General features: G+C 51.4%; 26 protein-coding genes. 14 read left to right on the top strand and 12 right to left on the bottom strand.

The window, feature by feature from the left end; genetic code table 11:
* Positions 1-69 precede the first annotated feature (69 nt).
* Together OGY33_RS08035 and ydfZ are read left to right on the top strand one after the other, a co-directional pair.
* On the top strand, positions 70-756 hold the full coding sequence (locus OGY33_RS08035) for a GntR family transcriptional regulator (RefSeq protein WP_003032396.1): 687 nt from the start codon (positions 70-72) through the stop codon (positions 754-756).
* 191 nt (positions 757-947) lie between these two features.
* Positions 948-1,151 carry a putative selenium delivery protein YdfZ gene (gene ydfZ, locus OGY33_RS08040; protein WP_003032393.1) on the top strand — a complete coding sequence of 68 codons (204 nt, stop codon included), beginning with the start codon at positions 948-950 and terminating at the stop codon, positions 1,149-1,151.
* 74 nt (positions 1,152-1,225) lie between these two features.
* Here ydfZ and OGY33_RS08045 read toward each other — a convergent pair whose 3' ends face one another.
* From OGY33_RS08045 to OGY33_RS08065, 5 genes are all read right to left on the bottom strand, one after another.
* Complete coding sequence (locus OGY33_RS08045; protein ID WP_191238517.1) at positions 1,226-2,692, bottom strand: mannitol dehydrogenase family protein; 1,467 nt, start codon at positions 2,690-2,692, stop codon at positions 1,226-1,228.
* A gap of 165 nt (positions 2,693-2,857) precedes the next feature.
* The gene (locus OGY33_RS08050) at positions 2,858-4,237 is read right to left on the bottom strand and encodes an MFS transporter (protein WP_111465661.1); all 1,380 of its coding nucleotides are present in this window, start codon (positions 4,235-4,237) and stop codon (positions 2,858-2,860) included.
* Positions 4,238-4,290: 53 nt separating this feature from the next.
* Positions 4,291-5,310, bottom strand: a complete 1,020-nt coding sequence (locus tag OGY33_RS08055; protein ID WP_048214216.1) for a Zn-dependent oxidoreductase — start codon at positions 5,308-5,310, stop codon at positions 4,291-4,293.
* Between the two features lie 13 nt (positions 5,311-5,323).
* The gene (gene rspA, locus OGY33_RS08060; RefSeq protein ID WP_003832907.1) at positions 5,324-6,538 is read right to left on the bottom strand and encodes a starvation-sensing protein RspA; all 1,215 of its coding nucleotides are present in this window, start codon (positions 6,536-6,538) and stop codon (positions 5,324-5,326) included.
* Between the two features lie 107 nt (positions 6,539-6,645).
* Positions 6,646-6,972, bottom strand: coding sequence for a YnfA family protein (locus OGY33_RS08065; protein ID WP_008784733.1), 327 nt, complete (start codon positions 6,970-6,972; stop codon positions 6,646-6,648).
* A gap of 153 nt (positions 6,973-7,125) precedes the next feature.
* Here OGY33_RS08065 and OGY33_RS08070 point away from each other — a divergent pair, with 153 nt between their 5' ends.
* Positions 7,126-7,467: a DUF1283 family protein gene (locus OGY33_RS08070; RefSeq protein WP_003032382.1), complete on the top strand. Its 342-nt coding sequence runs from the start codon at positions 7,126-7,128 to the stop codon at positions 7,465-7,467.
* A gap of 35 nt (positions 7,468-7,502) precedes the next feature.
* Positions 7,503-8,063, top strand: a complete 561-nt coding sequence (speG, locus tag OGY33_RS08075; protein WP_008784731.1) for a spermidine N1-acetyltransferase — start codon at positions 7,503-7,505, stop codon at positions 8,061-8,063.
* Positions 8,064-8,069: 6 nt separating this feature from the next.
* Here speG and OGY33_RS08080 read toward each other — a convergent pair whose 3' ends face one another.
* Positions 8,070-8,780: a YnfC family lipoprotein gene (locus tag OGY33_RS08080; protein ID WP_081365290.1), complete on the bottom strand. Its 711-nt coding sequence runs from the start codon at positions 8,778-8,780 to the stop codon at positions 8,070-8,072.
* A gap of 102 nt (positions 8,781-8,882) precedes the next feature.
* On the opposite strand from OGY33_RS08080, the gene OGY33_RS08085 reads away from it, so the two are divergent.
* The 6 genes from OGY33_RS08085 to clcB all read left to right on the top strand — a co-directional run bounded on the left by OGY33_RS08085 (position 8,883) and on the right by clcB (position 15,049).
* The gene (locus tag OGY33_RS08085) at positions 8,883-9,191 is read left to right on the top strand and encodes a DUF1161 domain-containing protein (RefSeq protein ID WP_008784729.1); all 309 of its coding nucleotides are present in this window, start codon (positions 8,883-8,885) and stop codon (positions 9,189-9,191) included.
* A gap of 148 nt (positions 9,192-9,339) precedes the next feature.
* A complete protein-coding gene (locus OGY33_RS08090) occupies positions 9,340-11,499 on the top strand; it encodes a molybdopterin-dependent oxidoreductase (protein ID WP_191238518.1) in 2,160 nt (719 codons plus the stop codon).
* Between the two features lie 10 nt (positions 11,500-11,509).
* Positions 11,510-12,127 carry a DMSO/selenate family reductase complex B subunit gene (locus tag OGY33_RS08095; RefSeq protein WP_003832893.1) on the top strand — a complete coding sequence of 206 codons (618 nt, stop codon included), beginning with the start codon at positions 11,510-11,512 and terminating at the stop codon, positions 12,125-12,127.
* Between the two features lies 1 nt (position 12,128).
* Entirely contained in the window at positions 12,129-12,983 is an 855-nt protein-coding gene (locus OGY33_RS08100) for a dimethyl sulfoxide reductase anchor subunit family protein (protein WP_191238519.1), read from the top strand.
* Between the two features lie 42 nt (positions 12,984-13,025).
* Positions 13,026-13,640 (top strand): Tat proofreading chaperone DmsD, encoded by a 615-nt coding sequence (dmsD, locus tag OGY33_RS08105; protein ID WP_048226540.1) that lies wholly within the window; start codon positions 13,026-13,028, stop codon positions 13,638-13,640.
* Positions 13,641-13,759: 119 nt separating this feature from the next.
* The gene (gene clcB, locus OGY33_RS08110; RefSeq protein WP_100272493.1) at positions 13,760-15,049 is read left to right on the top strand and encodes a voltage-gated ClC-type chloride channel ClcB; all 1,290 of its coding nucleotides are present in this window, start codon (positions 13,760-13,762) and stop codon (positions 15,047-15,049) included.
* Here the strand turns inward: clcB and bioD are convergent.
* From bioD to ynfL, 3 genes are all read right to left on the bottom strand, one after another.
* A complete protein-coding gene (bioD, locus tag OGY33_RS08115) occupies positions 15,005-15,700 on the bottom strand; it encodes a dethiobiotin synthase (RefSeq protein WP_020996409.1) in 696 nt (231 codons plus the stop codon). The two genes, clcB and bioD, sit on opposite strands and share 45 nt — an antisense overlap.
* Before the next feature lie 125 nt (positions 15,701-15,825).
* Positions 15,826-17,046 carry a sugar metabolism global transcriptional regulator Mlc gene (mlc, locus tag OGY33_RS08120; protein WP_191238520.1) on the bottom strand — a complete coding sequence of 407 codons (1,221 nt, stop codon included), beginning with the start codon at positions 17,044-17,046 and terminating at the stop codon, positions 15,826-15,828.
* A 128-nt stretch (positions 17,047-17,174) separates the two neighbouring features.
* Entirely contained in the window at positions 17,175-18,074 is a 900-nt protein-coding gene (gene ynfL / locus OGY33_RS08125) for a multidrug efflux transcriptional activator YnfL/SxtR(Kp) (protein WP_032943386.1), read from the bottom strand.
* Positions 18,075-18,181: 107 nt separating this feature from the next.
* Between ynfL and ynfM the strand changes: the two genes are divergently transcribed.
* A complete protein-coding gene (gene ynfM / locus OGY33_RS08130; protein WP_003832886.1) occupies positions 18,182-19,435 on the top strand; it encodes a multidrug efflux MFS transporter YnfM/SxtP(Kp) in 1,254 nt (417 codons plus the stop codon).
* Between the two features lie 33 nt (positions 19,436-19,468).
* On the opposite strand, the gene OGY33_RS08135 is transcribed toward ynfM, so the two are convergent.
* The 3 genes from OGY33_RS08135 to OGY33_RS08145 all read right to left on the bottom strand — a co-directional run bounded on the left by OGY33_RS08135 (position 19,469) and on the right by OGY33_RS08145 (position 22,508).
* Positions 19,469-20,155 (bottom strand): CPBP family intramembrane glutamic endopeptidase, encoded by a 687-nt coding sequence (locus OGY33_RS08135; RefSeq protein WP_191238521.1) that lies wholly within the window; start codon positions 20,153-20,155, stop codon positions 19,469-19,471.
* A gap of 143 nt (positions 20,156-20,298) precedes the next feature.
* On the bottom strand, positions 20,299-21,789 hold the full coding sequence (locus tag OGY33_RS08140) for a sensor histidine kinase (RefSeq protein ID WP_286571428.1): 1,491 nt from the start codon (positions 21,787-21,789) through the stop codon (positions 20,299-20,301).
* A complete protein-coding gene (locus OGY33_RS08145; protein WP_008784719.1) occupies positions 21,786-22,508 on the bottom strand; it encodes a winged helix-turn-helix domain-containing protein in 723 nt (240 codons plus the stop codon). The genes OGY33_RS08140 and OGY33_RS08145 overlap by 4 nt, the downstream gene beginning before the upstream one ends.
* Positions 22,509-22,697: 189 nt before the next feature.
* Between OGY33_RS08145 and msrP the strand changes: the two genes are divergently transcribed.
* From msrP to OGY33_RS08160, 3 genes are read left to right on the top strand one after another with little or no spacing between them, the layout of a single operon-like run.
* Complete coding sequence (gene msrP / locus OGY33_RS08150) at positions 22,698-23,702, top strand: protein-methionine-sulfoxide reductase catalytic subunit MsrP (RefSeq protein ID WP_191238523.1); 1,005 nt, start codon at positions 22,698-22,700, stop codon at positions 23,700-23,702.
* Entirely contained in the window at positions 23,703-24,329 is a 627-nt protein-coding gene (msrQ, locus tag OGY33_RS08155; protein WP_048214227.1) for a protein-methionine-sulfoxide reductase heme-binding subunit MsrQ, read from the top strand. It abuts the gene before it with no gap.
* Positions 24,330-24,376: 47 nt separating this feature from the next.
* The gene (locus tag OGY33_RS08160) at positions 24,377-25,864 is read left to right on the top strand and encodes a carboxypeptidase M32 (RefSeq protein ID WP_191238524.1); all 1,488 of its coding nucleotides are present in this window, start codon (positions 24,377-24,379) and stop codon (positions 25,862-25,864) included.
* Positions 25,865-25,878: the final 14 nt, after the last annotated feature.

Consider the following 25,878-nt stretch of genomic DNA (forward strand, 5'->3'; position numbering starts at 1 on the left):
GCGCCGGGTATAGATAGCCTGAAAGAAGTGATAAAATATCCGGGTTAACTCTCTAAAAAGTAAGAATGAATGACCGTAGAAACGCAGCTCAACCCTACACAGCCAGTAAATCAACAGATTTACCGTATTCTTCGCCGTGATATCGTGCATTGTCTGATTGCACCCGGTACACCGCTGTCGGAGAAAGAGGTTTCCGTACGTTTTAATGTGTCACGCCAGCCGGTACGAGAAGCATTCATCAAACTGGCCGAGAACGGTCTGATTCAGATCCGCCCGCAGCGTGGCAGCTACGTGAATAAAATTTCGCTGTCGCAGGTGCAAAACGGCTGTTTTGTTCGCCAGGCAATTGAATGTGCCGTGGTACGCCGTGCCGCATCGCTGATCAACGATCAACAGTGCTATCAGCTTGAACAGAATTTGCATCAGCAGCGCATCGCAATTGACCGAAAACAGATTAATGATTTCTTCCAGCTTGATGATGAGTTTCATCAGAAACTGGCTTTAATCGCCGAGTGCCAACTCGCCTGGGATACCGTTGAGAATATAAAGGCTACAATTGACCGCGTTCGTTATATGAGCCTGGATCATATTTCCCCGCCTGAAATGCTGCTACGCCAGCATCACGATATCTTTGCCGCCCTTGAGAAGCATGATGGCGATGCGGTCGAGCGCGCAATGATGCTCCATCTTCAGGAAATTGGTGAGTCCGTTCAGCTTATTCGTCAGGAAAATAGCGACTGGTTCAGCGAAGATTAACACTACGCTCACCTCACTCCGGGGTGAGTTTCTCCTGCGTTTTCCCCTCTCCCGCATAACTGCATAAAAAAAGCTGTGATTTTGATCGAAAACAAAAAAAATCATTAACGAGAAGCGTATTTATATTGCGCCCGTTACGTGGGACTAAAAGCCCACGGGCTTTGACGGTAAGTTGGAAAGGAGAAAACACCATGAAAACATACGATCGTAACCGTAACGCAATCACCACTGGCAGCCGCGTCATGATCAGCGACACCGGACTCACAGGCCGCATTACAGCGATAGATACCGATGGCCTGACCGCTGAGCAGATTCGCCGCGGGAAAACAGTGGAAATCGAAGGATGTGAAGGCAAATACGCCCCCCTCGAGCTGATTCGTTTAGGCATGAACTAATTGGTGTGAATGCCAGAAAACACAGCGCCATCTGGCCGTTGCAAGCCAGATGGCGACATAGAGCATAATCTTCGTTATTTCAGTTTTGCTGCATACTTCGCAACCGTCGCCTTCGCCCCTTCAGCCAGTAAAGTAAGATACGCTTGTGTGACCTGACGGTTGAACAGTTCAACCTGTGGCAGTTCGTGACCAAAAATAGCATCGATTGCCAGCAGCGCCTGAACGCGCTCTTCGCCCTCGTTACTGCTACGCACTGCATTCTGGATCACCGGCAACAGTGGATCGCTAATTTCAATCGCCTGGCCCTGTTCATCCACACCACCGACGTAACGCATCCAACCAGCGACACCCAGTGCCAGCAGCGCAAAGTCACTACCGTGCACAATGTGCCAACGAATGGGATCAAGCATACGCTGCGGCAGTTTTTGGCTACCGTCCATGGCGATCTGCCAGGTACGATGACGCAGCGCCGGATTGCTGTAGCGTTCAATTAACAGATCGGCGTAACGCTGTAGGTCAACACCTTTTACTTTCAGCGTAGGTGCTTGTTCCTGCAACATCAGCGCACGTGCAGCAAGACGATAGTTTTCATCGCCCATGCAATCGTTAATGTGTTGATATCCCGCCAGATATCCAAGATACGCAAGGAAAGAGTGGCTGCCGTTGAGCATACGCAGTTTCATCTCTTCAAACGGAATGACATCAGCCACCAGTTCCGCCCCGGCCTTTTCCCATTCAGGACGGCCGGCAACAAAGTTATCTTCAATTACCCACTGGCGGAACGGTTCGCATGCCACGCCTGCCGGGTCGCGTACACCGGTGATATGTTCAATTTTGTCTAGTGTCTCCTGCGTAACCGCCGGGACAATGCGGTCAACCATTGTTGATGGGAATGTAACATGTTGTTCAATCCACGCGGCCAGTTCCATATCCACCGCTCGGGCATATGCAGTGACAACATTGCGCATCACATGACCGTTTTCTGGCATGTTATCGCAGGACATCACGGTAAAGGCGACTAAACCCGCAGCTTTGCGACGCGCCAGGGCTTCAACCACCACGCCCGGCGCAGTTTTTGGTTGTTTAGGGTTTTGCAGATCGGCTGCAATCATCGGGTTGTCTAACATCAGTTGGCCGGTCGCCGGAGAATGGCAGTATCCTTTCTCGGTGATGGTCAGGGAAACGATCGCAACCTGCGGTTCACACATCGCTGCCAGTACGCTTTCCAGACCATCAACCTGCGCATGCAATGCATTTTTCACCACGCCCACGACTCTCGCAGTCCAGGCATCAGCAGACATCTCTGCAACGGTATACAGATTATCTTGCTGTTTCAGATCGAAAATCTGCTGCTCGCCGCCAATCAGGTTCACTTCGCAGTAGCCCCAGTCACTGCCGTGATCGGCGGCCAGAATGTCAGCGTAAACACCCTGATGTGCGCGGTGAAACGCGCCAAACCCCAGATGAACAATACGCGGAACCAGTTTTGTACGATCGTAGTCAGGAAGTGCAGCCTTTGCCGCTAAAAGCTTGTTTTGCATGGTATGGCCTACTTATAAATGAAATCAGGACTGTTCCAGAGTAACGCCTGTATGGTTGTATGTTTTGATTTGCATTAAGCTTTTTTGGATTGGTATGACATCATGTAAAGCTGTGTAATAGCATGGGCAGCGTACGAGTACATCCGCCCATGCTACTGTCTGGTATCAGCTTGTCTGAGTCACCGAGCAACGAACCTTCGCGGCTTTATTCACCTCGGCAGCATCCTCAAGTACGCTCAGGTCGCGATCTTTCACTTCTGGCATCAGCAACGCGGAAATCAAACCAATCAGTGAGTAAGCGATGACCATCACCAGAATTGGCCACCAGGAATTAGTCATGTTGCAGAAAATACCCGCCAGAACCGGACCAAAACCAACAGCAACCAACCCGCCTGCTTCTTTTGAAATCGCCATTCGCGTAAACCGGTTACGCGCACCGAACATTTCCGCCATGGTAATATTTTCGAGAGCAAATAACCCCAATACAGCAAAATTATGAATAACAATCAGTGCCGTCATGATGACACCCGGGCTATACGTTTTATCCACTACAATTGACAGCATCGGGTAAGCCAAAATAATTGCCGAAATATTCAGGATAATATAAGGCAAACGACGACCAAACTTATCAGACAACCAGCCAAGCAACGGTATTGTAATAAAGCCCAACACCGAACTGATCATTAAGGCATCAGTGGGTATAGATTTATCAAATAACAGCGTCTGCACTAAATAACCGGCAAGGAAGGTTTGGATTAATCCTGAATTACCCGCCTGTCCAAAACGTAGGCCGGTTGCCAGCCAGAAAGATTTACTGGTAAACATCGCCCCCAGCGTATTTTCTGACGAATTATTTAATGCCGGAGCGTTTTCTTCATCATTCACTTTCTCAAATACCGGGCTTTCTTTGAGATTCATACGCAACCAGATGGCAAAGATCATCACCACGACACTCGCCAGGAACGGAATGCGCCAACCCCAGGCTAATAACTCCTCACGGTCGAGCGCAAAGAACATCACCGCCCAGATGGCCGTTGCGCTAAGGGTTCCACAGTTGGTCCCCATGGCAACAAGTGAGGAAATAATGCCACGTTTACCTTTTGGCGCGTACTCGGCAAGCATCGTGCCCGCACCCGAAATTTCAGCCCCCGCACCAAGCCCTTGCACGATACGCAGCGTCACCAGCAGCACAGGCGCAAAGATACCAATTTGTGCATATGTTGGCAGCACGCCAATTAAGGTCGTACAAATTCCCATCATCGTAATGGTAATAAACAGTACTTTTTTACGGCCGATGCTGTCTCCCATTTTGCCAAATATAAATGCCCCAACAATACGAGCAATATATCCTGCACCGTATGTACCCATCGCTAAAATAAGCGCCATGGCGGCAGACTGTTCCGGGAAAAATATTTCATGGAATACCAGTGCGGCACCCAAAGAATATAACTGAAAATCCATAAATTCGAGCGCAGTACCCAACCATCCGGATACGGCAGCTCTAACCAGATCTTTCGTGGATCTTTCGTGTTTTTCTTGATTCATATTGGCTATCTCTAAGAGGTAAGATGCGTACCACTTACTCGCAGTTATTTATATTATTCACTGAATGTAAGTAAGACTTTGCAGCAGTGCTGCTGATCTTTCTCAAACAATTCAATTGCGTCGGTAACGTGGTGATAGTCAAAAGTGTGAGTAATAAGTTGATTAGGATCGATAAGTCCGTTGACCAACCAATCAATCACAATCGGGAATTTGTTCGCATTTAATCTTGAGGAATAAATGGACAGTTCTTTCCCGGTAATGCCTTGTTGAATAATCTGACAAGGATCGCTGGAGAAGCCCATCAGAACAATTCGCGCGGCCGGCGATGCCAGCGTGATTGCCTCCTGTAAAATGGATGGATGGCAAGCTGCATCCACGATAATGGTCGGTTTTAGTCCGTTTTCCGCAAGGAACTCTTGCAACGAGTGCTGACTATTATTGATTGCCCAGTCTGCACCGCACTGCTTCGCCATGGCCAGGCGCTCATCGATTCTGTCAGCAATCACTACAGTTTTGACCTTATAGACACGCTTAAGCGCCTGTACAGTGGTCAATCCCATAGGCCCTGCGCCATAAATTAGCGCAATATCGTTTTCTGTTGGTTTAATTTGCCCGGTCACGTTTGCGGCGATAGTGAAAGGTTCCACCATAACGGCATGCTCATCAGGCACTGTATCGGGGATCGTCCAGGCATTTTTCGCTGGCACAACAGCGTACTCGCTGAAACCGCCATCGCGATGCACGCCCAGCACCACCAGCGATGTACAAACGTTAGGTTTACCAATTGAACAGGGATAACAATGTCCGCAGCTGATGACCGGATCAACGGACACCCGTTCACCTATTCTCGAATGGTCAACACCGTCACCTACCGCCTCGATCACGCCATAAAACTCATGGCCAATCACGCGCGGGTATTGTGCAAATGGATTATGACCGCGATAAATATGACTGTCGGAACCACAAATCCCCGCCAGTTTCACTTTTACCCTCACCTCACCTGCTAAGGGTTCTGGCACCGGTCGTTCGGCGATAACCAGCGTATTCGGTTTTTCAATCACGATACTTTTCATAGCAAATCACTCCTTACCAGTTCCACAGCGTGCCATCTTCCAGGCGAGCAACGGGCAGATATGCAGGGTCATACGGATATTTCGCCGCCAGTTTTTCGTCAAACTCGATCCCAAGACCAGGTTTGTCTCCTGGATGCATATAGCCGTTATCAAAGGTCCAGTTATGTGGGAACACTTCCAGCATTTGCTCGGAATAGCCCATATATTCCTGTACGCCGAAGTTCGGCACCCACAGATCAAAATGCAGCGCGGCGGCCATGCACACAGGCGACAGATCGGAAGGTCCATGTGAACCGGTACGAACCTGATACAGCGACGCGAAATCAGCAATCCGGCGCATACCGGTGATACCACCCGCATGGGTGATGGTGGTGCGGATATAGTCGATCAGTTGTTCTTCAATAAGCTGTTTACAGTCCCAGATGCTGTTGAACACTTCCCCTACCGCAATCGGCGTGACGGTATGCTGGCGGATCAGGCGGAAGCACTCCTGGTTTTCAGCTGGTGTTGGATCTTCCATCCAGAACAAACGGTACTGTTCAATGCTTTTGCCGAAACGGGCCGCTTCAATTGGCGTCAGACGGTGGTGCATATCGTGTAAAAGATGTTCGTTGAAACCAAACTTGTCACGCACGGCGGCAAACAGTTTTGGCGTGAAATCCAGGTATTTCTCCGTTGACCACAACTGTTCTTCCGGCCATTGCCCTTTGGTGGCGGGTTCGTAGGCCAGTCCTTTGCCCTTAGACATACCGTAAGTGGTTTTCATGCCTGGCACGCCGCACTGCACGCGAATCGCTTTAAAGCCCATCTCTTTATGACGCGCATAATCTTCGAGTACATCATCAACGGTATGGCCTGTGGTGTGGCAGTAGACCATAACCCCTTCACGAGAAGCACCGCCGAGCAACTGGTACAACGGCATATTCGCCGCTTTCGCTTTGATGTCCCAGAGAGCCATATCCACGGCGGAAATCGCCGACATGGTGACCGGCCCACGACGCCAGTACGCGCCTTTGTAAAAAAACTGCCAGATGTCCTCAATACGATGCGCATCGCGACCAATAAGCTGCGGACACACGTGATCTTTCAGATAGGACGCCACGGACAGCTCGCGTCCATTTAACGTGGCATCTCCCAGCCCGGTGATCCCATCTTCTGTCGTAATTTTCAACGTTACAAAATTACGCCCAGGACAGGTGACAAACACTTCAGCCCCAACAATCTTCATTTCTTATTCCCTACATCTGTTCTTGTGATGCAGGAAATTTACTCAACTGAGCTACTACCATACAAGTATAAAGATCAAAAAAACGCTGTTTGATCACAAAAAAGGCGCTATGCGCGCCCCCATCCAGCCACAATGATCAGCATGCCGCACAACGCCACCAGCGCGCCAGACCAGTCATATAAACTGAGTTTTACACCATCGACAATACGTAGCCATAGCAGCGCGGTCACCACGTAAACACCGCCATAGGCTGCGTATACACGCCCGCTGGCTGCCGGATGCAGTGTCAGCAACCAGACGAATAAAGCCAGTGACACCCCGGCGGGTATCAGCAACCAGGCTGTAGCTCCTCGCTTAAGCCAAAGCCAGGGTAAAAAGCAGCCAATAATTTCGCATAACGCGGTGATGAAAAAAAGAAATGTGGTCTTAAGCATTGATGTTATTCAGTTACCTTCGGTTTAACCATGATACGACAGAATCTCGTTAGCGTATCCATATCCACCGGGTGGGTATGCCCGCAAACTGGAATAGTGTAGAATTTAACCCTGTTTTATCGTTTTTACCCTTTCCCATAAAAGGAATTCACCATGAAAATTACACTGACCAAACGCCTGTGCCTGACGGCTATGCTGACGCTGGCTGCGGCTGTGTACACCTCTTCCGCATTTGCTGAAACCAGTAAACTGGTCATTGAATCCGGAGATAGTGCGCAAAGTCGTCAACAAGCCGCAATGGAAAAGGAACAATGGAACGATACGCGTCAGCTTCGCCAGAAAGTCAATAAACGTGCAGAGAAAGAGTGGGACAAAGCCGATACGGCCTTTGATAGCCGTGATAAGTGCGAGCAGAGCGCTAATATTAATGCGTACTGGGAACCTAACACCCTGCGCTGCCTCGACCGCCGTACTGGCCGCACCGTTGCCCCATAATCATTGCACTTTGAAGGATATTGAAAGGATACGATATGACTAGCGCCCTCAGTGTTAAGTTGCGCCCGCTGGAGCGTGAAGATTTACGATTCGTCCATCAGCTTGATAATAATGCCAGCGTAATGCGCTACTGGTTCGAAGAGCCTTACGAAGCGTTTGTTGAGCTGTCAGACCTGTATGACAAACACATCCACGACCAAAGCGAACGCCGCTTCGTGGTGGAGTGCGACGGTGAAAAAGCCGGGCTGGTGGAATTGGTTGAAATTAACCATGTACACCGCCGGGCCGAGTTCCAGATTATTATTTCGCCGGAATATCAGGGGAAGGGTCTGGCCTCACGGGCAGCAAAGCTGGCAATGGACTATGGCTTTACCGTGCTCAACCTCTATAAGCTGTATCTGATCGTCGATAAAGAGAACGAAAAGGCTATCCACATCTACCGTAAACTCGGTTTTATGGTGGAAGGCGAGCTGATCCATGAGTTCTTTATCAACGGTCAATACCGCAACACGATTCGTATGTGTATCTTCCAGCAGCAGTATCTGGCAGAGCACAAAACGGCAGGCCCTAATCTGCTGCCGCCTACCGCTCAGTAAACACGACTAGTAGTAGTCGATCGTGTTTTCAATCGAGTAATGATGTTCAACTGCCGGCTTCACGCTCTCATCAACGATAACAAGCTGGCAGTTGATCGGATTTGCGTATTCATCGTATTTGCACGTTTGTTTGACATTGCCTAACGGATGATTGTTGAGCATGCTCACCGCGGTGTAATCTAACTTCTTCAATGGGTCAACCGACGGTTTAGCATCAACCTGCAAAGTGCTGTCCTTACTGACGGTTGTTTTGCCCAGCGGGTAGCCTTCGGCATCATATCGATACTGCACCTTCATCTCTTTCCCCGTGGCGGAAACGACAAAGCCGTTATCGTCGGTATCCCACACCACACCGGCAGCAGGCAGTTCCGCTAGCTGGCATTTACCTTGTAAGCGGATCTTTTTTTCCAGCGTTTCGGCATCCCGATAGTAGTTAGCATCCAGGACCAGCGCCATACCGGTATTGTTTTCGATATCGTGCAGTTCAAGTGTATCGAAACACCCTTCCTGTGACAGGGTACCAGCAACGCGCTTAGTGACCTCACCTTTGTCGTTGAGCAGCGTCTGACTGAAATCTTTCACCGGCCCGCGCAGCGGATCGAAATCAAATTCATTGGAAAAACTGGCCATTTCCGGCGTAAAGGAAACCAGCCCTTTGGCGTTATCACACCCAACCAGCACGACACACAGGAAACCTAACAGGGTCTGTTTCTTCACATTTTTCACCGGGATAAGAAGATAATTCTCAATCATATTAGCAAATACAGTTATTTACACCAGAAATGCTAATCTTAGTCTATGTCGATCATAAAGGAGCTGATGATGAAATACGTAACAGGAATTGCCGCGATCTTACTGGCAGTTGCATCCCCACAGGTTCTGGCGGCACCTGCGTCATGTGAACGCGTGAAAAGCGATATCGAGCAGCGCATCATCAATAATGGCGTCGCAGAGTCCAGCTTTACGCTGAACATTGTCCCCAACGATCAGGCCGATCAACCTGATTCACTGGTGGTAGGACATTGTGCAAACGATACGCACAAAATTCTCTACACCCGGACTAACAGTGGAAACGCCCCTGCCAACAGCTCGCCTGCACAGGACGGGCACGTCGCGGAACCGCAATAAATCATACCCTCCGTACGCGGAGGGTTACTCCAGTTTGATATGCATTAAGATGCCATACTCATAAATGGGTAAACTCACTCTATTATTAGCATGCTATTAATTTCGCTGTAGAGATTAATATATAGCGATAACTATAATGGAGTGAGTTATGTCTGATACTGAGCAATATGGAGGCATTAGCCGCAGGATGTTAGTGAAATCCTCGGCTATAGGTTCGTTGGCGCTTGCCGCTGGCGGGTTATCGTTACCTTTTGGGATGCGCACCGCAGCTGCTGCGGTACAACAGGCAATGCAACCGGCTGAAGAGAAAGTGGTTTGGGGCGCTTGTTCCGTGAACTGCGGCAGTCGTTGTGCCCTGCAACTCCACGTCAAAGATGACGAGGTCGTATGGGTGGAGTCTGATACGACCGGAGACGATATTTATGGTCAGCACCAGGTGCGTGCTTGTTTGCGTGGACGCTCAATCCGTCGACGGATCAATCATCCGGACCGCCTCAATTATCCTATGAAGCGCGTGGGCAAACGCGGTGAGGGCAAATTCGAACGCATAACCTGGCAGGAAGCGCTGGATACCATCAGCACCAGTTTAAAAAATACCGTACAGAAATACGGTAATGAGGCCGTGTATATCAACTACACCTCTGGCATTGTCGGCGGCAATATTACTCGATCCTCCCCTTATGCCTCGCTGGTCGCTCGATTGATGAACTGCTATGGCGGATTCCTGAGCCATTACGGCACATACAGTACCGCACAAATCGCGGCGGCAATGCCTTACACCTACGGCTCAAATGACGGCAACAGTACCTCCGACATTGAAAACACGAAGCTGGTGGTGATGTTCGGCAATAACCCTGCCGAAACGCGCATGAGCGGCGGTGGCATAACATACTTCCTTGAGCAGGCCCGGGAGCGTTCTAACGCCCGCATGATCGTCATCGACCCGCGTTATACCGATACCGCTGCGGGTCGTGAAGATGAGTGGATCCCTATTCGTCCGGGAACCGATGCCGCACTGGTGGCGGGAATCGCCTGGGTCCTGATTAACGAAGATCTGGTCGACCAGGCGTTCCTCGACACATATTGCGTCGGTTATGACGAGAAAACCCTACCCGCTGACGCCCCCGCTAACGGACATTACAAGGCCTATATACTTGGCAATGGCGATGACGGTGTCGCTAAAACGCCCCAATGGGCCTCGCATGTCACAGGGATCCCGGCCGAGCGCATCATTAAACTGGCACGGGAAATCGGTAGTACAAAACCGGTGTATATTTGTCAGGGTTGGGGTCCACAACGTCAGGCTAACGGCGAACTGACTTCGCGCGCGATCGCGATGCTGCCAATCCTGACCGGCAACGTTGGCATCAACGGCGGCAATAGCGGTGCACGAGAATCAACCTACACCATCACGATTGAACGCATGCCGCTGCCGGACCTAATGACCGTCGAACAGGAAGACATCATTCCTAACGACTATGCAGGCAACATGGGATACCTCATTTTTATTCAACCCGCGACGTCACCGAAGTTCGAACGCAAACCGATCTACTGGATAATGAGCGAAGTCGCCAAACGCCTTGGCAATGATATCTATCAACGGTTTACGGAAGGCCGTACTCAGGAACAGTGGCTCCAGTATCTGTATGCAAAAATGCTGGCCAAGGACCCCGCGCTCCCTTCTTATGACGAGCTGAAAAAAATGGGGATCTATAAACGCAAAGATCCTAACGGGCATTTTGTCGCTTATAAAAAATTCCGCGACGATCCGCAGGCCAATCCACTCAAAACACCGTCTGGAAAGATTGAAATTTACTCCAGCCGACTGGCGAAAATTGCCAACACCTGGGAGTTGCAGAAGGATGAAGTAATTAGCCCGCTTCCCGTCTACGCCTCCACGTTTGAAGGGTGGGACGATCCCAAACGCAGCGCATTTCCGCTGCAGTTGTTTGGCTTTCATTACAAATCCCGTACGCACTCCAGCTACGGCAATATCGATGTTCTGCAGGCGTCCTGTCGTCAGGAAGTGTGGATCAATCCCGTCGATGCCCAAAAGCGTGGTATTGCAAATGGCGATATGGTGCGGGTCTTTAACGATCGCGGGGAAGTACGTATTCCGGCCAAAGTGACGCCACGGATCCTGCCTGGCGTCAGCGCAATGGGCCAGGGTGCATGGCACGATGCAGATATGGCCGGCGACAAGATTGACCATGGCGCCTGCGTCAATACGCTGACAACACAGCGCCCTTCACCGCTGGCAAAAGGCAACCCACAGCATACTAATCTGGTCGAGATCGAGAAGGTTTAAGGACTAACCCATGACAACTCAGTATGGATTTTTTATTGATTCCAGTCGTTGCACCGGGTGCAAAACCTGCGAGCTGGCCTGCAAAGACTACAAAGACCTCACTCCTGACGTCAGTTTCCGGCGGATTTACGAATACGCAGGTGGTGACTGGCAGGAAGACAACGGCGTCTGGCACCAGAACGTTTTTGCCTACTATCTCTCCATCTCATGTAACCACTGCGAGGATCCGGCCTGCACCAAGGTTTGTCCAAGTGGTGCGATGCATAAGCGTGAGGATGGTTTTGTGGTGGTCGATGAAGACGTGTGCATTGGCTGTCGCTACTGTCATATGGCCTGCCCGTACGGTGCGCCACAGTACAATGCTGCGAAAGGACATATGACCAAGTGTGATGGCTGCCATGAACGCGCGGCAGACGGCAAAAAGCCCATCTGCGTCGAGTCCTGTCCGCTGCGTGCGCTGGATTTTGGCCCCATCGACGAACTGCGCAAAAAACATGGTGAACTGGCTGCCGTCGCCCCGCTACCGGGTGCGCACTTCACCAAACCGAGTATTGTGATCAAACCAAACGCCAATTGCCGCCCGACCGGGGATACCACGGGTTTTCTGGCTAATCCAAAAGAGGTGTAAAATGGGAAATGGATGGCATGAATGGCCGCTGGTACTGTTCACGGTGCTGGGACAGTGCGTAGCCGGGGCGCTGATCGTAAGTGGTTACGGCTGGCTGACCGCTAAGGATGGGCAGGTAAAACGACGTTTCGTTCGCAGTATGTTTTTTCTCTGGCTGGTGATGGGCATCGCCTTTCTCGCCTCGGTCATGCATTTAGGTTCGCCGCTGCGCGCGTTTAACTCACTGAACAGAATTGGCGCATCGGCGCTGAGTAACGAAATCGCCGGTGGTTCACTGTTTTTCGCCGTCGGGGGCTTGTGGTGGCTGGTGGCGTTTCTCGGTAAAATGCCCGCAGCGTTAGGTAAAATCTGGATGCTATTGAGCATGTTGCTGGGCCTGGTATTTGTCTTTGCGATGACCAACGTCTACCAGATAGACACCGTCCCAACCTGGTATAACGGCTATACTACACTGGCGTTTTTCATGACGATGCTGCTCAGTGGACCGCTATTTGCCGCTCTGCTGCTGCGTGCTGCAGGTGTTTCTTTTAACGTCGTCAGATTCGCCGGTATCAGCGTATTGGCTCTGCTGGTTACGGTGGCCGTTATTGTGCTGCAGGGACTGTCACTCGGCGAGATCCACAGTTCGGTACAATCCGCCAGCGCGCTGGTTCCCGACTACGGCAGTTTACAGGTCTGGCGAGTCCTGCTGTTGGCTGCGGGTCTGGGTTGCTGGATATGTCCGTTGATCCGTCGCAAACGACCGTCCGTTGGCGGGTTGGCGCTCGGGTTAATTCTGGTGCTTGTCGGTGAAATCATTGGCCGCGGATTGTTTTACGGTTTACATATGACAGTCGGAATGGCTGTTGCAGGTTAACTTTCGGGTGCGGGGCAACCCGCACTGTTCAGGATTGTTTGCATGACCCATTTTTCACAACGAGACAACTTTTCTACTGCAGCGCGTGTGCTCGGCGCGCTGTTTTATTATGCCCCAGACAGTGCGGAAGCTTCGGCACTGGTCAGTGCATTAAGAACCGATGGCTGGCAGTCGCAGTGGCCGCTTGAAAAGACAACGCTTTCGCCGTTAGTCGATCAGTTTCAGGCTGATGCCGATGAGTCTCTCCCGCAGGCCTGGCAACGTCTGTTTGTTGGGCCTTATGCGCTCCCTTCTCCGCCATGGGGATCCGTCTGGCTGGATCGTGAAAACGTGTTGTTTGGCGACTCCACGCTGGCATTACGCCAGTGGATGCGGGACAACGGCATCCAGTTTGCCATGCAGCAAAATGAGCCAGAAGATCACTTTGGTTCGCTGCTGTTGCTGACGGCCTGGCTTGCCGAGAACGAACGCCACACCGAGTGCGAGCAACTGCTGGCCTGGCATCTGTTCCCATGGTCATCGCGCTTCCTTAATGTGTTTATCGAAAAAGCCGACCATCCGTTCTACCAGGCGCTGGGTGAGCTGGCGCGTCTGACGCTGGCACAGTGGCAATCACAGTTACTGATCCCGGTAGCCGATAAGCCTTTGTTCCGTTAATTTCGTCACAGGCAGGAATTGTCCTGCCTGTGGTGCATCCTGTTGCGCACGCTGAGCTTTTGCTTCTGTTGCCTAATAGCCGCAAAATAGAGCGTCTGAATTTTCCAGTCTGGCCACTCATGCATCATTTACATGCTTACCCTGACCTGCGTGCCATGTTCCGCCGCCTGCTGATCGCCGCGTTGATTGGCGTCCTTGCTGCGCTGGCCGTCGCAGGATTTCGTCATGCCATGCTGCTTCTCGAATGGTTGTTTCTGAGCAACAACACGGGAAGTCTGGTCAACGCAGCGACAAACCTTTCGCCTTTAAGGCGTATGCTGACACCTGCACTCGGCGGCCTGGCGGCTGGATTACTACTGTGGGGTTGGCAAAAATTTAACCGTTTACGTCCGCAGGCTCCCACTGATTATATGGAAGCCCTGCAAACCGACGGACAATTTGACGTCAGTGCAAGCCTGGTGAAATCGCTGGCCTCGTTACTGGTCGTCGCCAGCGGGAGTGCCATCGGACGTGAAGGTGCCATGATTTTACTGGCGGCGCTGGCGGCCTCCTGCTTTGCTCAACGCTTTACCCCGCGTACAGAATGGAAGTTATGGATTGCCTGCGGCGCCGCTGCAGGTATGGCTGGAGCCTATCATGCCCCGCTGGCGGGCAGTTTATTTATTGCCGAAGTATTGTTTGGCACGCTGATCCTCGCCTCACTGGGACCGGTAGTGGTGTCCGCCGTAGTCGCATTACTCACCACCAATCTGCTTAGCGACAGCAATGCGCTGCTGTATACCGTGCACCTGTCGCGGGAATTACATGCTCTGGAATACGTTATGATTGTCAGCACCGGTCTGGCTGCTGGCATCTGCGGACCGCTCTTCATGTGGTTGATGACCGCCAGCCATACTGTTTTTTTGCGCTTAAAACTCTCGCCACCGTGGCAACTGGCGCTTGGCGGGTTGATCGTTGGCCTGCTTTCATTGCTCACGCCTACGGTCTGGGGTAATGGCTACAGCGTGGTGCAGTCATATTTACTTTCACCACCGCTGCTGGCCGTGGTTAGCGGGATTTTTATCTGCAAATTACTGGCGGTGCTTGCCAGCAGTGGATCCGGTGCCCCGGGTGGCGTGTTTACGCCAACGCTGTTTGTCGGCTTGTCGGTGGGCATGTTGCTGGGTCAGGTATGGGGATTATGGCTTCCGGGCTCGGATGAAATTGCCATTTTGCTGGGATTAACGGGGATGGCCACGCTGCTGGCGGCTACCACGCATGCACCAATAATGTCGACGTTGATGGTTTGTGAAATGACCGGGGAGTATCGCCTGCTCCCCGGATTACTGATCGCCTGTGTCCTGGCGTCGGTGCTCTCGCGTACGTTACGCCACGACTCTATCTACCGACAGCACGCTGCCGAGCATTGACAGGCGGATGTACTGCGACAACTCACGCTGCTCTGCACGAGGCAGATAAGGCAGTTCACCGATCAGCGGTGCAGGTAATTTTTTACCCAGCACATCAATGATTTCCGCATAATGCGCCAGCCCCGGGTTAATGCGATTCGCAACCCAGCCAATCAACGGCAGTCCGTCGCTGGCTATCGCCTGCGCGGTGAGGATCGCATGATTAATACAGCCTTCCTGGATACCCACTACCATCAGCACCGGCAGTTGTTCCTGCACCACCCACTCCGATAACGGACGCAGATCGTTCATCAAGCTCCGCCAGCCTCCGGTGCCTTCCACGACAACGTGATCGACTTTTTCGCTGAGGCTTGCGAGACCGTTGGATAACAGGGTGTAATTGACCGGACCACTATGCGCCACGCTACTTTCATCTTCGCTCAACGCAATTGGGTTAATCGCCTCATAGGGCAGCTCGATAGATGACACACTTTGCAGTACCAGTGCATCTTTGTTGCGCAGACCTTCAGGCGTCTCTTTGCTGCCTTTGGCTACAGGTTTGTAACCCGCAACGCTTTTACCCCCTGACGCTAACGCTTGTAGTAATGCGCGGGAAACTACGGTCTTCCCAACAGAAGTGTCTGTACCTGTAATAAAGAAACGCTTCAGCATCACTAACTCCACCGTTATGCTTTGAAAATATAAGTCAGGAAAATAAAACAGTGGAGAAAGTCTAAGGTATGACGACCAGGATCAGCTTGAGATAGCGCAATTTTTCGTACAACAGTTAAAAAATGTTAACCCTGTAATAGACGAATCAACAAAGAACCGTTATACATCGCGTCCTTCACGAGTGCCGCACCCGCCATCGTCCCCTGATTGGTAAACTGCGTACTTTCAACGACAATATGCTGACTGTAAGCCGGAAGCGCCTGCTGACGCATGCTGTCAGCGATGGTTGGGAACAAGATATCTGCCGCTTTACTGAGCGGAGACCCAATCAATATCTTTTGCGGATTGAACAAATTCACCATGATGGCAAGAATTCGACCGACGTGGGTCCCAACGCCGCTAATGATATCTTTCGCCAATAAATCACCCTGCATGGCCGCCAGACACAGCGCGTCTACCGTTAACGGTTGCCCATGTAGAGAAGAACTCATTGACTGCTTCAGGCGCACCTGCGCCAATTCGAGCACGCTATCGACGCTGGCGATTGTTTCCAGACAACCATGGTTGCCGCAATAGCAGCGTTTACCGTAGGGATCGACCTGCGTATGACCAATCTCCACCAGGCTACTGCTGCCTGCATGCAGCAAATGGCCGTCAGTGATCACCCCTGCACCCACGTTATGATCGATCACCACCTGAATGACGTCGCGCGCACCGCGCGATGCGCCAAAAAGCGCCTCGGCCATCGTCCAGGCGCTGATATCGTGCTGAATATACACCGGCACGCCGGTATGGTTCTCAAGCGCTTCGCCCAACGGCATCTCTTTGACATCTTCGTAAAATGGCATGCGATGAACGATACCGTTTTCAGTATCGATAATACCGGGTAAGGTGATGGCGATGGAGGTTAAGCGCTCCAGCTTTTGCTGGTGGCGGATGAAAAACTGATCGACCTGGGTTATCACACGATCCAGCAACGGTGTTTCGCTGACCAGCGCCATTTCAAGACAATCTTCAACCACCAGCTTGCTGCTCAGATCGCGTAGCGCCAGAAAAATCTCGCCACGACTGATACGAATGGATAAGTAGTGCCAGGCCTCCGTTTCGACAACCAGCCCAACGGCCGGACGACCACGGCTACCCGCTTCCTTAATTTCCAGCTCTTGCACCAGATGCGCTTCGAGCATTTCGCGGACAATTTTGGTAATGCTGGCAGGCGCCAATTGTGCCAGGCGGGAGAGATCAATACGCGATACCGGACCCAGCTGATCAATCAGGCGATAAACCGCACCCGCATTGGTCTGCTTAATTTGATCGATATGCCCAGGCTGACTATCAGCAACCACCACTTACTCCCTTTATTTTCGCGCTCCGAAATAATCTGCGGGCTATGGTGAAGCACTTCAATGGCTTCCGTCAACTTTTTACTTAGCCTTGTGATTTACTGCACATTTTCGCCCATTTTTAAACTAAATTAACCGCTCTGAACGGCCGCCAGAAGCTGCTCGCGAAAGCGTTGCGCGGCGTGACTTTGCTCATGATGCTTTGGCCACACTAACCACATTTCCGAGACAGCATCTTCTTCCGCTATCGGGATCCAACACATTTCATACAGCTGCACCCGTTTAAAAGAAGCAGGAAGTATAGAAACCCCTAATCCTGCGGCCACCAGCCCGATGATAGTCATCGCCTCGCCAACCTCCTGCGCAATCGTCGGCTTCAGTCCATAGCGACGCATCAGGCCCAGAATATCGTCATACAACCCTGTCCCCACATGGGGGTCAAAAAAGACAAATGGCTCATTCGCCAGCTCGGCCAACGTGACCACGGGTTTTTGCGCCAACGGATGCGCGCGTGGGATCATCGCCATCAGTGGTTCATGCAGAATGATTTCACGCTCCAGCGTTTCCGGAAGCTGCGTATTACGCAGAAGTCCCAAATCCAGCGTTCCTTCATTGAGCGGGGCAATTTGCTCACGCGTGTTCATTTCACGGGTTTGCATATGCACTGCCGGGTAGCTTTGGCGAAACAGCGATAACGTATCTGAAACCGCTTTGATAAACGGCGCGGACGACGTAAAGCCGATACGCAATTCCCCTGCTTCTCCCAGATGCAAACGCTCAGCCCTGGCGGCGGCTTCATTAACCAGCCCGAGGATCTGCCGACTGTCCGCCAGAAACTGCTTTCCGGCAGAGGTCAGCGCCACGCTACGGTTAGTTCGGGCAAGTAACCGGGCGCCAACCTGCTGTTCAAGGATCTGGATCTGCTGACTTAGCGGCGGTTGCGAAATGTTTAACCGCGCCGCCGCCCGACCAAAATGCAACTCTTCGGCAACGGCCACAAAGTAACGTAAATGACGCAGTTCGATATTCATATTTTTAAAATATTATTTGAGATTATTAATATATTAGACAGAATATTGTGATTTTCATACTCTTAAGGCTGGTCCTGTAGACGTAATTGAATGAGCAAGGATTTCAAGTGAGCCGTACAACAACTGTCGATACCGCGCCAACAAGCGATGTTGATGAACAGATAGTTACCCCGCCGGATGGATTTATCAAACGCGGAACATCCCCATTTATGCGCGTCACGCTGGCGCTGTTTTCCGCCGGACTGGCGACTTTTGCCCTCCTCTATTGCGTACAACCCATACTACCAGTGCTCTCGCACGAGTTTGGGGTCTCTCCCGCAAGCAGCAGTATCTCGCTTTCCATCTCGACGGCGATGCTGGCGATAGGGTTACTGTTTACCGGCCCACTTTCAGATGCTATTGGCCGCAAGCCGGTGATGGTTACCGCGCTGCTGCTCGCCTCTTGTTGTACGCTGCTTTCAACGATGATGACCAGCTGGCACGGTATTTTAATCATGCGTGCTCTGATAGGACTTTCACTGAGCGGCGTCGCGGCGGTAGGGATGACCTATCTGAGTGAAGAAATTCATCCCAGTTTCGTCGCCTTCTCAATGGGCTTGTATATCAGCGGTAACTCGATTGGCGGTATGAGTGGTCGCTTGATCAGCGGTGTGTTTACCGACTTTTTTAACTGGCGTATCGCGCTGGCGGCGATCGGCTGTTTTGCCCTTGCCTCTGCACTGATGTTCTGGAAAATCTTACCGGAATCCCGTCATTTCAGACCTACGTCGCTGCGCCCGAAAACGTTGTTTATCAACTTCCGCTTGCACTGGCGCGACAAAGGTTTGCCGCTGCTGTTTGCGGAAGGTTTTTTACTGATGGGATCGTTTGTCACGCTGTTTAATTACATCGGCTACCGCCTGATGCTCTCCCCGTGGGAGCTCAGCCAGGCGGTTGTAGGTTTGTTATCTGTGGCGTATCTGACCGGGACCTGGAGTTCGCCAAAGGCGGGTTCTATGACCACTCGTTATGGCCGTGGCCCGGTAATGCTCTTTTCAACAGGCGTGATGTTGGTTGGACTTTTGATGACTCTGTTCACATCGCTATGGCTGATCTTCGCCGGGATGCTGCTCTTTTCAGCCGGGTTCTTTGCCGCGCACTCCGTAGCAAGCAGTTGGATTGGACCACGAGCAAAACGCGCTAAAGGCCAGGCTTCTTCTCTGTATCTGTTCAGCTATTATCTGGGATCCAGTATTGCCGGTACGCTGGGCGGTGTGTTCTGGCACAGCTATGGCTGGAACGGCGTGGGCGGATTTATCGCCCTGATGCTGGTGTTGGCGTTGCTGGTCGGTGCGCGTTTGCACCATCGACTGCACGTATAATCCACGATGCCCGGGTTCCGGGCATCACCTTCATCACCCTGGCTGTAACGTCTGAGCCGCCATCTGCAGAGCAATAACCGTCCCGTTCATCACTATATGCAGCAAAATTGGCATCAACAGACCGTTGCTTTTCAGTCTGGCCAGGATCAACACCTGCGACACAAGAAACAACATCAGCAACGTACGTAGATCCACATACTGCGTATGCATGATGGCAAAAATGACCGATACCACCACTGACGACAGCCAGGTTTTATTATTGAACCAGTACTGGAACGCGTTGAATAAACAGCCTCTGAAAACAATTTCTTCATAAACTGGCGCGATAAATATCAGGGTCAACGTAGATAACCACAACGCATAACTACTTAAGGATATTTGGCTGGTCACCCACGCTTCGGTTTGTCTGAGACCCAAAATCAATGGCAGGTTAAGCTGAATAAACAGCAGCGCCGCGAACAAAATGGCAAACCACCTGGCGTTGAAAATGCCTTTGCCCAGTCCCTCTCTTTTTCTAAAGAAGAAATAATACAGCGGAACCAGCACAATAAATTCCAGCGCAAACAGCAGCGGAAAAAGTAACCCTTTGGCAAGCAGGTCCTGACTCGCGGGGAAAAACAACGGGGTAAACGTGAGGCCAAACATCAGTAAAAACATTGAAAAGCAGCCAGCAACTGCTTTAGTCCTGGCGATATACAGGTTGTCGGCATCCTGTGACATACGATCTCCTTGCGCTCATCGAAGATAAGTTGATGAATTACCTATGCATGATAAAAATTCTCATTATCACTGACAACCTACCAACTTTTACGCAATGCCCATGAGTACAATACCAAAACCCTCTTTACTCCGGAACTTCACCGTCAACTACACAGAGGAGAATCCGCCAGCGGCAACGAGAAACGGAAGCAGGCCCCTGCAGTTGAGCTAACCAGATGTATATCTCCTCCATGCAGTTCGAGCATTCTACGCACGATCAGTAAGCCCAGACCGCCGCGCTCGGCCCGCTGCTCACGGGGAATTAACGCGGTCGGGCGCTGAAACAATACTTCTCGCACAGCTTCTTCTACCCCTGGCCCGCTGTCCTGCACTTCGGCTAACAAACGGTCTTCATCACGCCAGACTTTTAGCCGCACTTCGCCTCCGTCAGGCGTATGACGGATAGCGTTATCCAGCAAATTCGTCACGACTCTTTCTATCATCGATAAATCGGCATTCACCAGCGGTAACGGCCCCGTTACGTCAAGGTGCAACTGCAAATGACGCGTGGCAACAGGGAGATCAAATTTCTGTGCCACGTCCTGGATCAATTCACCAATAGCAAAACGTTCACGCTGCGGTTTTATACCGCCATGCTCCAGCCTTGCCAGCTCAAACAGCTGTTGTGACAGATGGCGAACTCTATGCCCCTGGCGCAGCGCGATGCTAAGATAATGCCGGTTTTCCTCAGGCGTCATCGTATCGGCTTTCAGCGACAGCATTTCCAGATACCCCAACAGCGAAGTCAACGGCGTGCGTAGGTCGTGCGAAATATTGGCAATAAACTCTCTGCGCTGACGATCGCTGTCTGCTAATAAATCCCACTGCTGGGCAATTTTCTGCGCCAACTCGATAAACGCATTGTTCAGCAGCGCTATTTCATTCTCCGGTGCCGGTTCGGGATTTTTTTGTGCCAATTGTTTGATGACGGCAATGCTGTCCTTCTCCAGTTTTACCACCTGTTCGGTTAGCCTTTTTACTGGATTAGTCACCCATCGCCACACCAGAAAACCTGCAATTCCACCGGCTAATAAAACCAGTATTAACGTCCAGGCAACGGTATTCCAGAGCGTTTTTTGCCAGGCGGTATTCGCCAGCATATTCAGATCTTCGCCCTGCAGAATAATGTACAAATAGCCATGTAGCTCACCGTTATATAAAACTGGCGCGGCGCTCAATACCTTTTGCTGGCTGCTACGCGGATCGTTGCCATAGACGGGCAACGCAGCTGAGTTAAGGAAATCCTGTATCGGCTGTACGCTAATTTTCTGCCGCTGGATATGCCCCGGCGGTGCGGCATCAGCAAGTATTTCACCTGACGGTGAAATCAGATACAGCTCCACGCTGGGGTTAAGCGTCATCAGGTGATTAAACAATCCTTTTAACGCCTGGCGATTAATCTGCCCGCTGGTATCAATAAGCGACTCACTTTTGACAATCTTGCTCGCCAGCTCCAGCGAGAGCCTTTGCACCATGGCGTCGCCATACTGTTTACTGCTGCGGATCTGGACAACACTGACGGTAACCGCACAAATCAGCATAATGGCGGTAAAGACGAGGGTCAGACGCTGGCTCAGCGACAGGCGATAAATCATGGCTGATGCTCCGCGTTAACCGCAGCAAGCTTATAGCCTCGTCCCCAAACCGTGAGAATAATTTCCGGCTCGGCAGCATCCTTTTCAATTTTGGTCCGCAGGCGATTAATATGACTGTTCACCGTATGCTCATACCCTTCATGCTGGTAGCCCCACACCTGATCTAACAGCGCCTGACGCGAAAAGACCTCGCCTGGATGACGGGCGAAAAAATAGAGCAGATCGAATTCGCGCGGCGTTAAATCGAGGGATTTACCATGCAGCCGGACTTCCCGGGCTAATGGGTCAATCTCTACGCCATGAACGGTGATAATCCCCGCCTCCATACGTAGGTTCTGACTCATCGCTTCCTGACGACGAAACAATGCCTTTACCCGGGCCATCAACTCCAGCACCGAGAAAGGTTTGGCCAGATAATCATCGGCACCCATTTCCAGCCCCAATACACGGTGCGTTTCGCTGGTGCGGGCGCTGATGATAATGACGGGCAAATAAAAACTCATTTGGCGAATGCGACGACAAATCTCCAGCCCGTCGACACCCGGCAGCATCAGATCGAGGATAACGGCATCCCAAACGTGTTTCTCCAGTTGTTCAAGCGCACGAGCTCCATCTGCCTCATGAACAATCTCGTAACCCTCATCCTTTAGGCTAAGCTGCAAAAGTGAGGCAATATCGCTGTCATCTTCAACCAAAAATATCTTTTTCGCGCCTGCCATCAGTGTCATCCCCCTCTCGTCGTGCTGAAAGCTTACCTCAGGCAAGGGGCGGAAGTTATCACAAAATTTTTAACTTTTCGTGAGGATCCAGGGATACGCATGCGAGCAGTATGTCGTTACAGACACGTCAGACATCAACAGGGAAACGTCGCTTTGTTTTCCTTAACATGAAAATAAGAAGGAAAAGTCATGCTAAAAAAACGTCCACTTCGGGAAGCAGATGTTACAGCCGAGTCAGTATTTTTTATGCAACGACGACAGATCCTCAAAGCACTTGGGATAGGTGCTGCTGCGGCCACGCTGTCCTCCCCTACACAGGCTAATTTGCTGGATTGGTTTAAAGGCAACGATCGTCCACCCGCACCCGCAGGCAAAGCGCTTGAGTTCACAAAGCCCGAACGCTGGCAAAACAGCCTGTCACTGACGCCAGAAGACAAGGTGACGGGCTACAACAATTTCTACGAATTTGGTCTGGATAAAGCCGATCCTGCCGCCAATGCCGGTAGCCTGAAAACCGATCCTTGGACGTTAACCATCAGCGGTGAGGTCAACAAACCTTTAACCTTGGATCATGATGCGCTGACCACACGCTTTCTATTAGAAGAACGTATTTATCGGATGCGTTGCGTTGAGGCCTGGTCGATGGTTGTGCCGTGGGTGGGTTTTCCGTTGCATAAATTACTGGCGCTGGTTGAGCCAACTAGTCACGCCAGATACGTCGCTTTTGAAACACGCTACGCCCCTGATGAAATGCCGGGTCAGAAAGACCGCTTTATTGGCGGTGGGTTGAAATATCCCTATGTCGAAGGTCTTCGTTTGGATGAGGCTATGCACCCGCTCACACTTCTCACCGTAGGCGTATATGGCAAAGCATTGCCGCCGCAAAACGGGGCGCCGATACGCCTGACCGTGCCCTGGAAATACGGCTTCAAGGGCATTAAATCGATAGTCAGTATCAAGCTGACGCGCGAGCAGCCGCCGACGACCTGGAATATGTCAGCACCGAATGAATACGGATTTTACGCCAACGTAAATCCGCAGGTTGATCACCCTCGCTGGTCTCAGGCTACTGAGCGTTTTATCGGTTCGGGTGGCATTCTCGATGTACAGCGACAGCCCACGTTACCTTTTAATGGTTATGCCGATGAGGTGGCATCGTTATATCAGGGCATGGATCTTCGGGAGTATTTTTAAGTGAGGTTGACTGCAAAACAGATAACCGGCCTGAAAGTGCTGCTGCATCTCGCCGGTTTTTTACCCCTGCTATGGCTCTTCTGGGCCGCGCAGCATGGCGGGTTGGGTGCCGACCCGGGAAAAGATATCCAGCACTTTACGGGCATTACCGCGCTGAAGTTTTTGCTGGCTACCCTGCTGGTATCGCCGCTTGCGCGCTATGCAAAGCAGCCTTTGTTGCTTCGTACCCGGCGGTTGTTAGGTTTATGGTGCTTTGCATGGGCCACACTGCATATAACCAGCTATGCTCTGCTGGAACTGGGTATACAAAACCTGGGATTGTTGGGTCGTGAACTGGTTTCACGCCCATGGCTAATGCTGGGTATGGCCGGTTGGATTATCTTATTCCTGTTGACGTTGACCTCGACACAAGCCGCTCAGCGTAAAATGGGCAAACGCTGGCAAACATTGCACAACTACGTCTACCTGGCCGCCATTTTGCTACCGCTGCATTATCTGTGGTCGGTAAAAGTGTTATCACCGCTCCCTATTATCTACGCCATCTGTTTTGTGGTTCTGCTGGCTTTTCGCTATAAAAAGCTGTTACGGAAAACCGGGTACAAAGGTGTGTTTATGAAAAGTGAGTGAATCACGGTAAACTTCTTAACCACACCTAAACAGAACGAGAACAAAAAATGAGTAACAATGATAATTACCATCAGCTCACCCGCACGTTCCAGCGGCTCTCTCGCTTCTCCCACCTCTCGGCAATCGCCAGTTGGGACATGTTTACCATGATGCCGCCAGGAGGCAGTAAAGCCCGAGGCGAAGCGCTGGCCGAGCTGAGCGTGCTTGAGCACCAACTGTTAACCGATCCGAAAGTGGCAATGTGGATCGCCGCAGCGCAACAGGAAGATCTCAACGATGTAGAACAGGCGAACCTGCGCGAAATGTCGCGATTGCATCACCAGGCATCCTTGTTGCCCGAATCGTTGGTAGAAGCAAAATCTCTTGCGGGAAGCCGCTGTGAGCATGCCTGGCGTAGCCAGCGACCAGCTAATGACTGGGAAGGATTTTCCGATAACCTGAAAGAAGTTGTGAAGTACAGCCGCGAAGAAGCCCTTCTGCGCGCAGAAGCTAAAGGTTGTTCGCCGTATGACGCGCTACTGGACATCTTTGAACCAGGAATGACCAGCGCTCAGTTGGATGTCCTTTTCGCAGACGTTAAAAGCTGGCTGCCCGATCTGCTAAACAAGGTGGTGGCAAAGCAGTCTCAGCAATCGCTCATCGCCCCGGTAGGTCCCTTCCCAACAGCTGTACAGCGAGAGCTGGGTCTTGAAACAATGGCACAGCTAGGTTTCGACTTTACCGCTGGTCGGCTGGATATCAGTGCACATCCTTTCTGTGGCGGCGTACCAGAAGATGTTCGCATTACCACCCGCTATGATGAAAACGAATTACTCAGCGCGCTGTTTGGCGTGATCCATGAAACCGGTCATGCGCGCTATGAGCAAAACCTGCCACGCAGCTGGTCTGGGCAACCTATTGCTCTGGCACGCTCAACCGCCATTCATGAGTCCCAGAGTCTGTTCTTTGAGATGCAACTGGGACGCAGTAAAGCCTTTCTGATGCGGTTGATTCCGGCTGTAACGCGCCACTTTGGCGATCAGGCAGCGTTTGAAGAAAGCAATTTCATCGCCTGGAACCAGCAGGTCAAACCCGGGTTTATCCGTGTTGATGCCGACGAGGTAAGCTATCCCGCTCACGTGATCCTGCGTTATGAAATCGAACGTGCGCTTATTAATGGCGATATTGAAGTGGATGATATCCCGGCATTGTGGAACGAGAAAATGCAGGCCTGGTTGGGGCTGTCAACGATCGGAAACTACCGTAACGGTTGTATGCAGGATATTCACTGGACTGACGGCGGCTTTGGCTACTTCCCTTCCTATACATTAGGCGCCATGTATGCAGCGCAGTTGTTCAGTGCCGCTAACCGCGCATTGCCTGATTTGAATCAGTCTATTGCCCAAGGTGAGTTCGGTGCTCTGTTTGAGTGGTTACGTCAGAACATCTGGCAGCATGGCAGCCGCTTTACTACTGAACAGCTTATTACCCAGGCGACCGGGGAGCCGCTCAGCAGCCGTTATTTCCGTTCTCATCTGGAATCCCGCTATTTGTAATCTCATACCGTGAG

The organism is Citrobacter sp. Cpo032, assembly GCF_030332975.1.
In the GTDB taxonomy this organism is placed as follows: Bacteria; Pseudomonadota; Gammaproteobacteria; order Enterobacterales; family Enterobacteriaceae; genus Citrobacter; species Citrobacter portucalensis.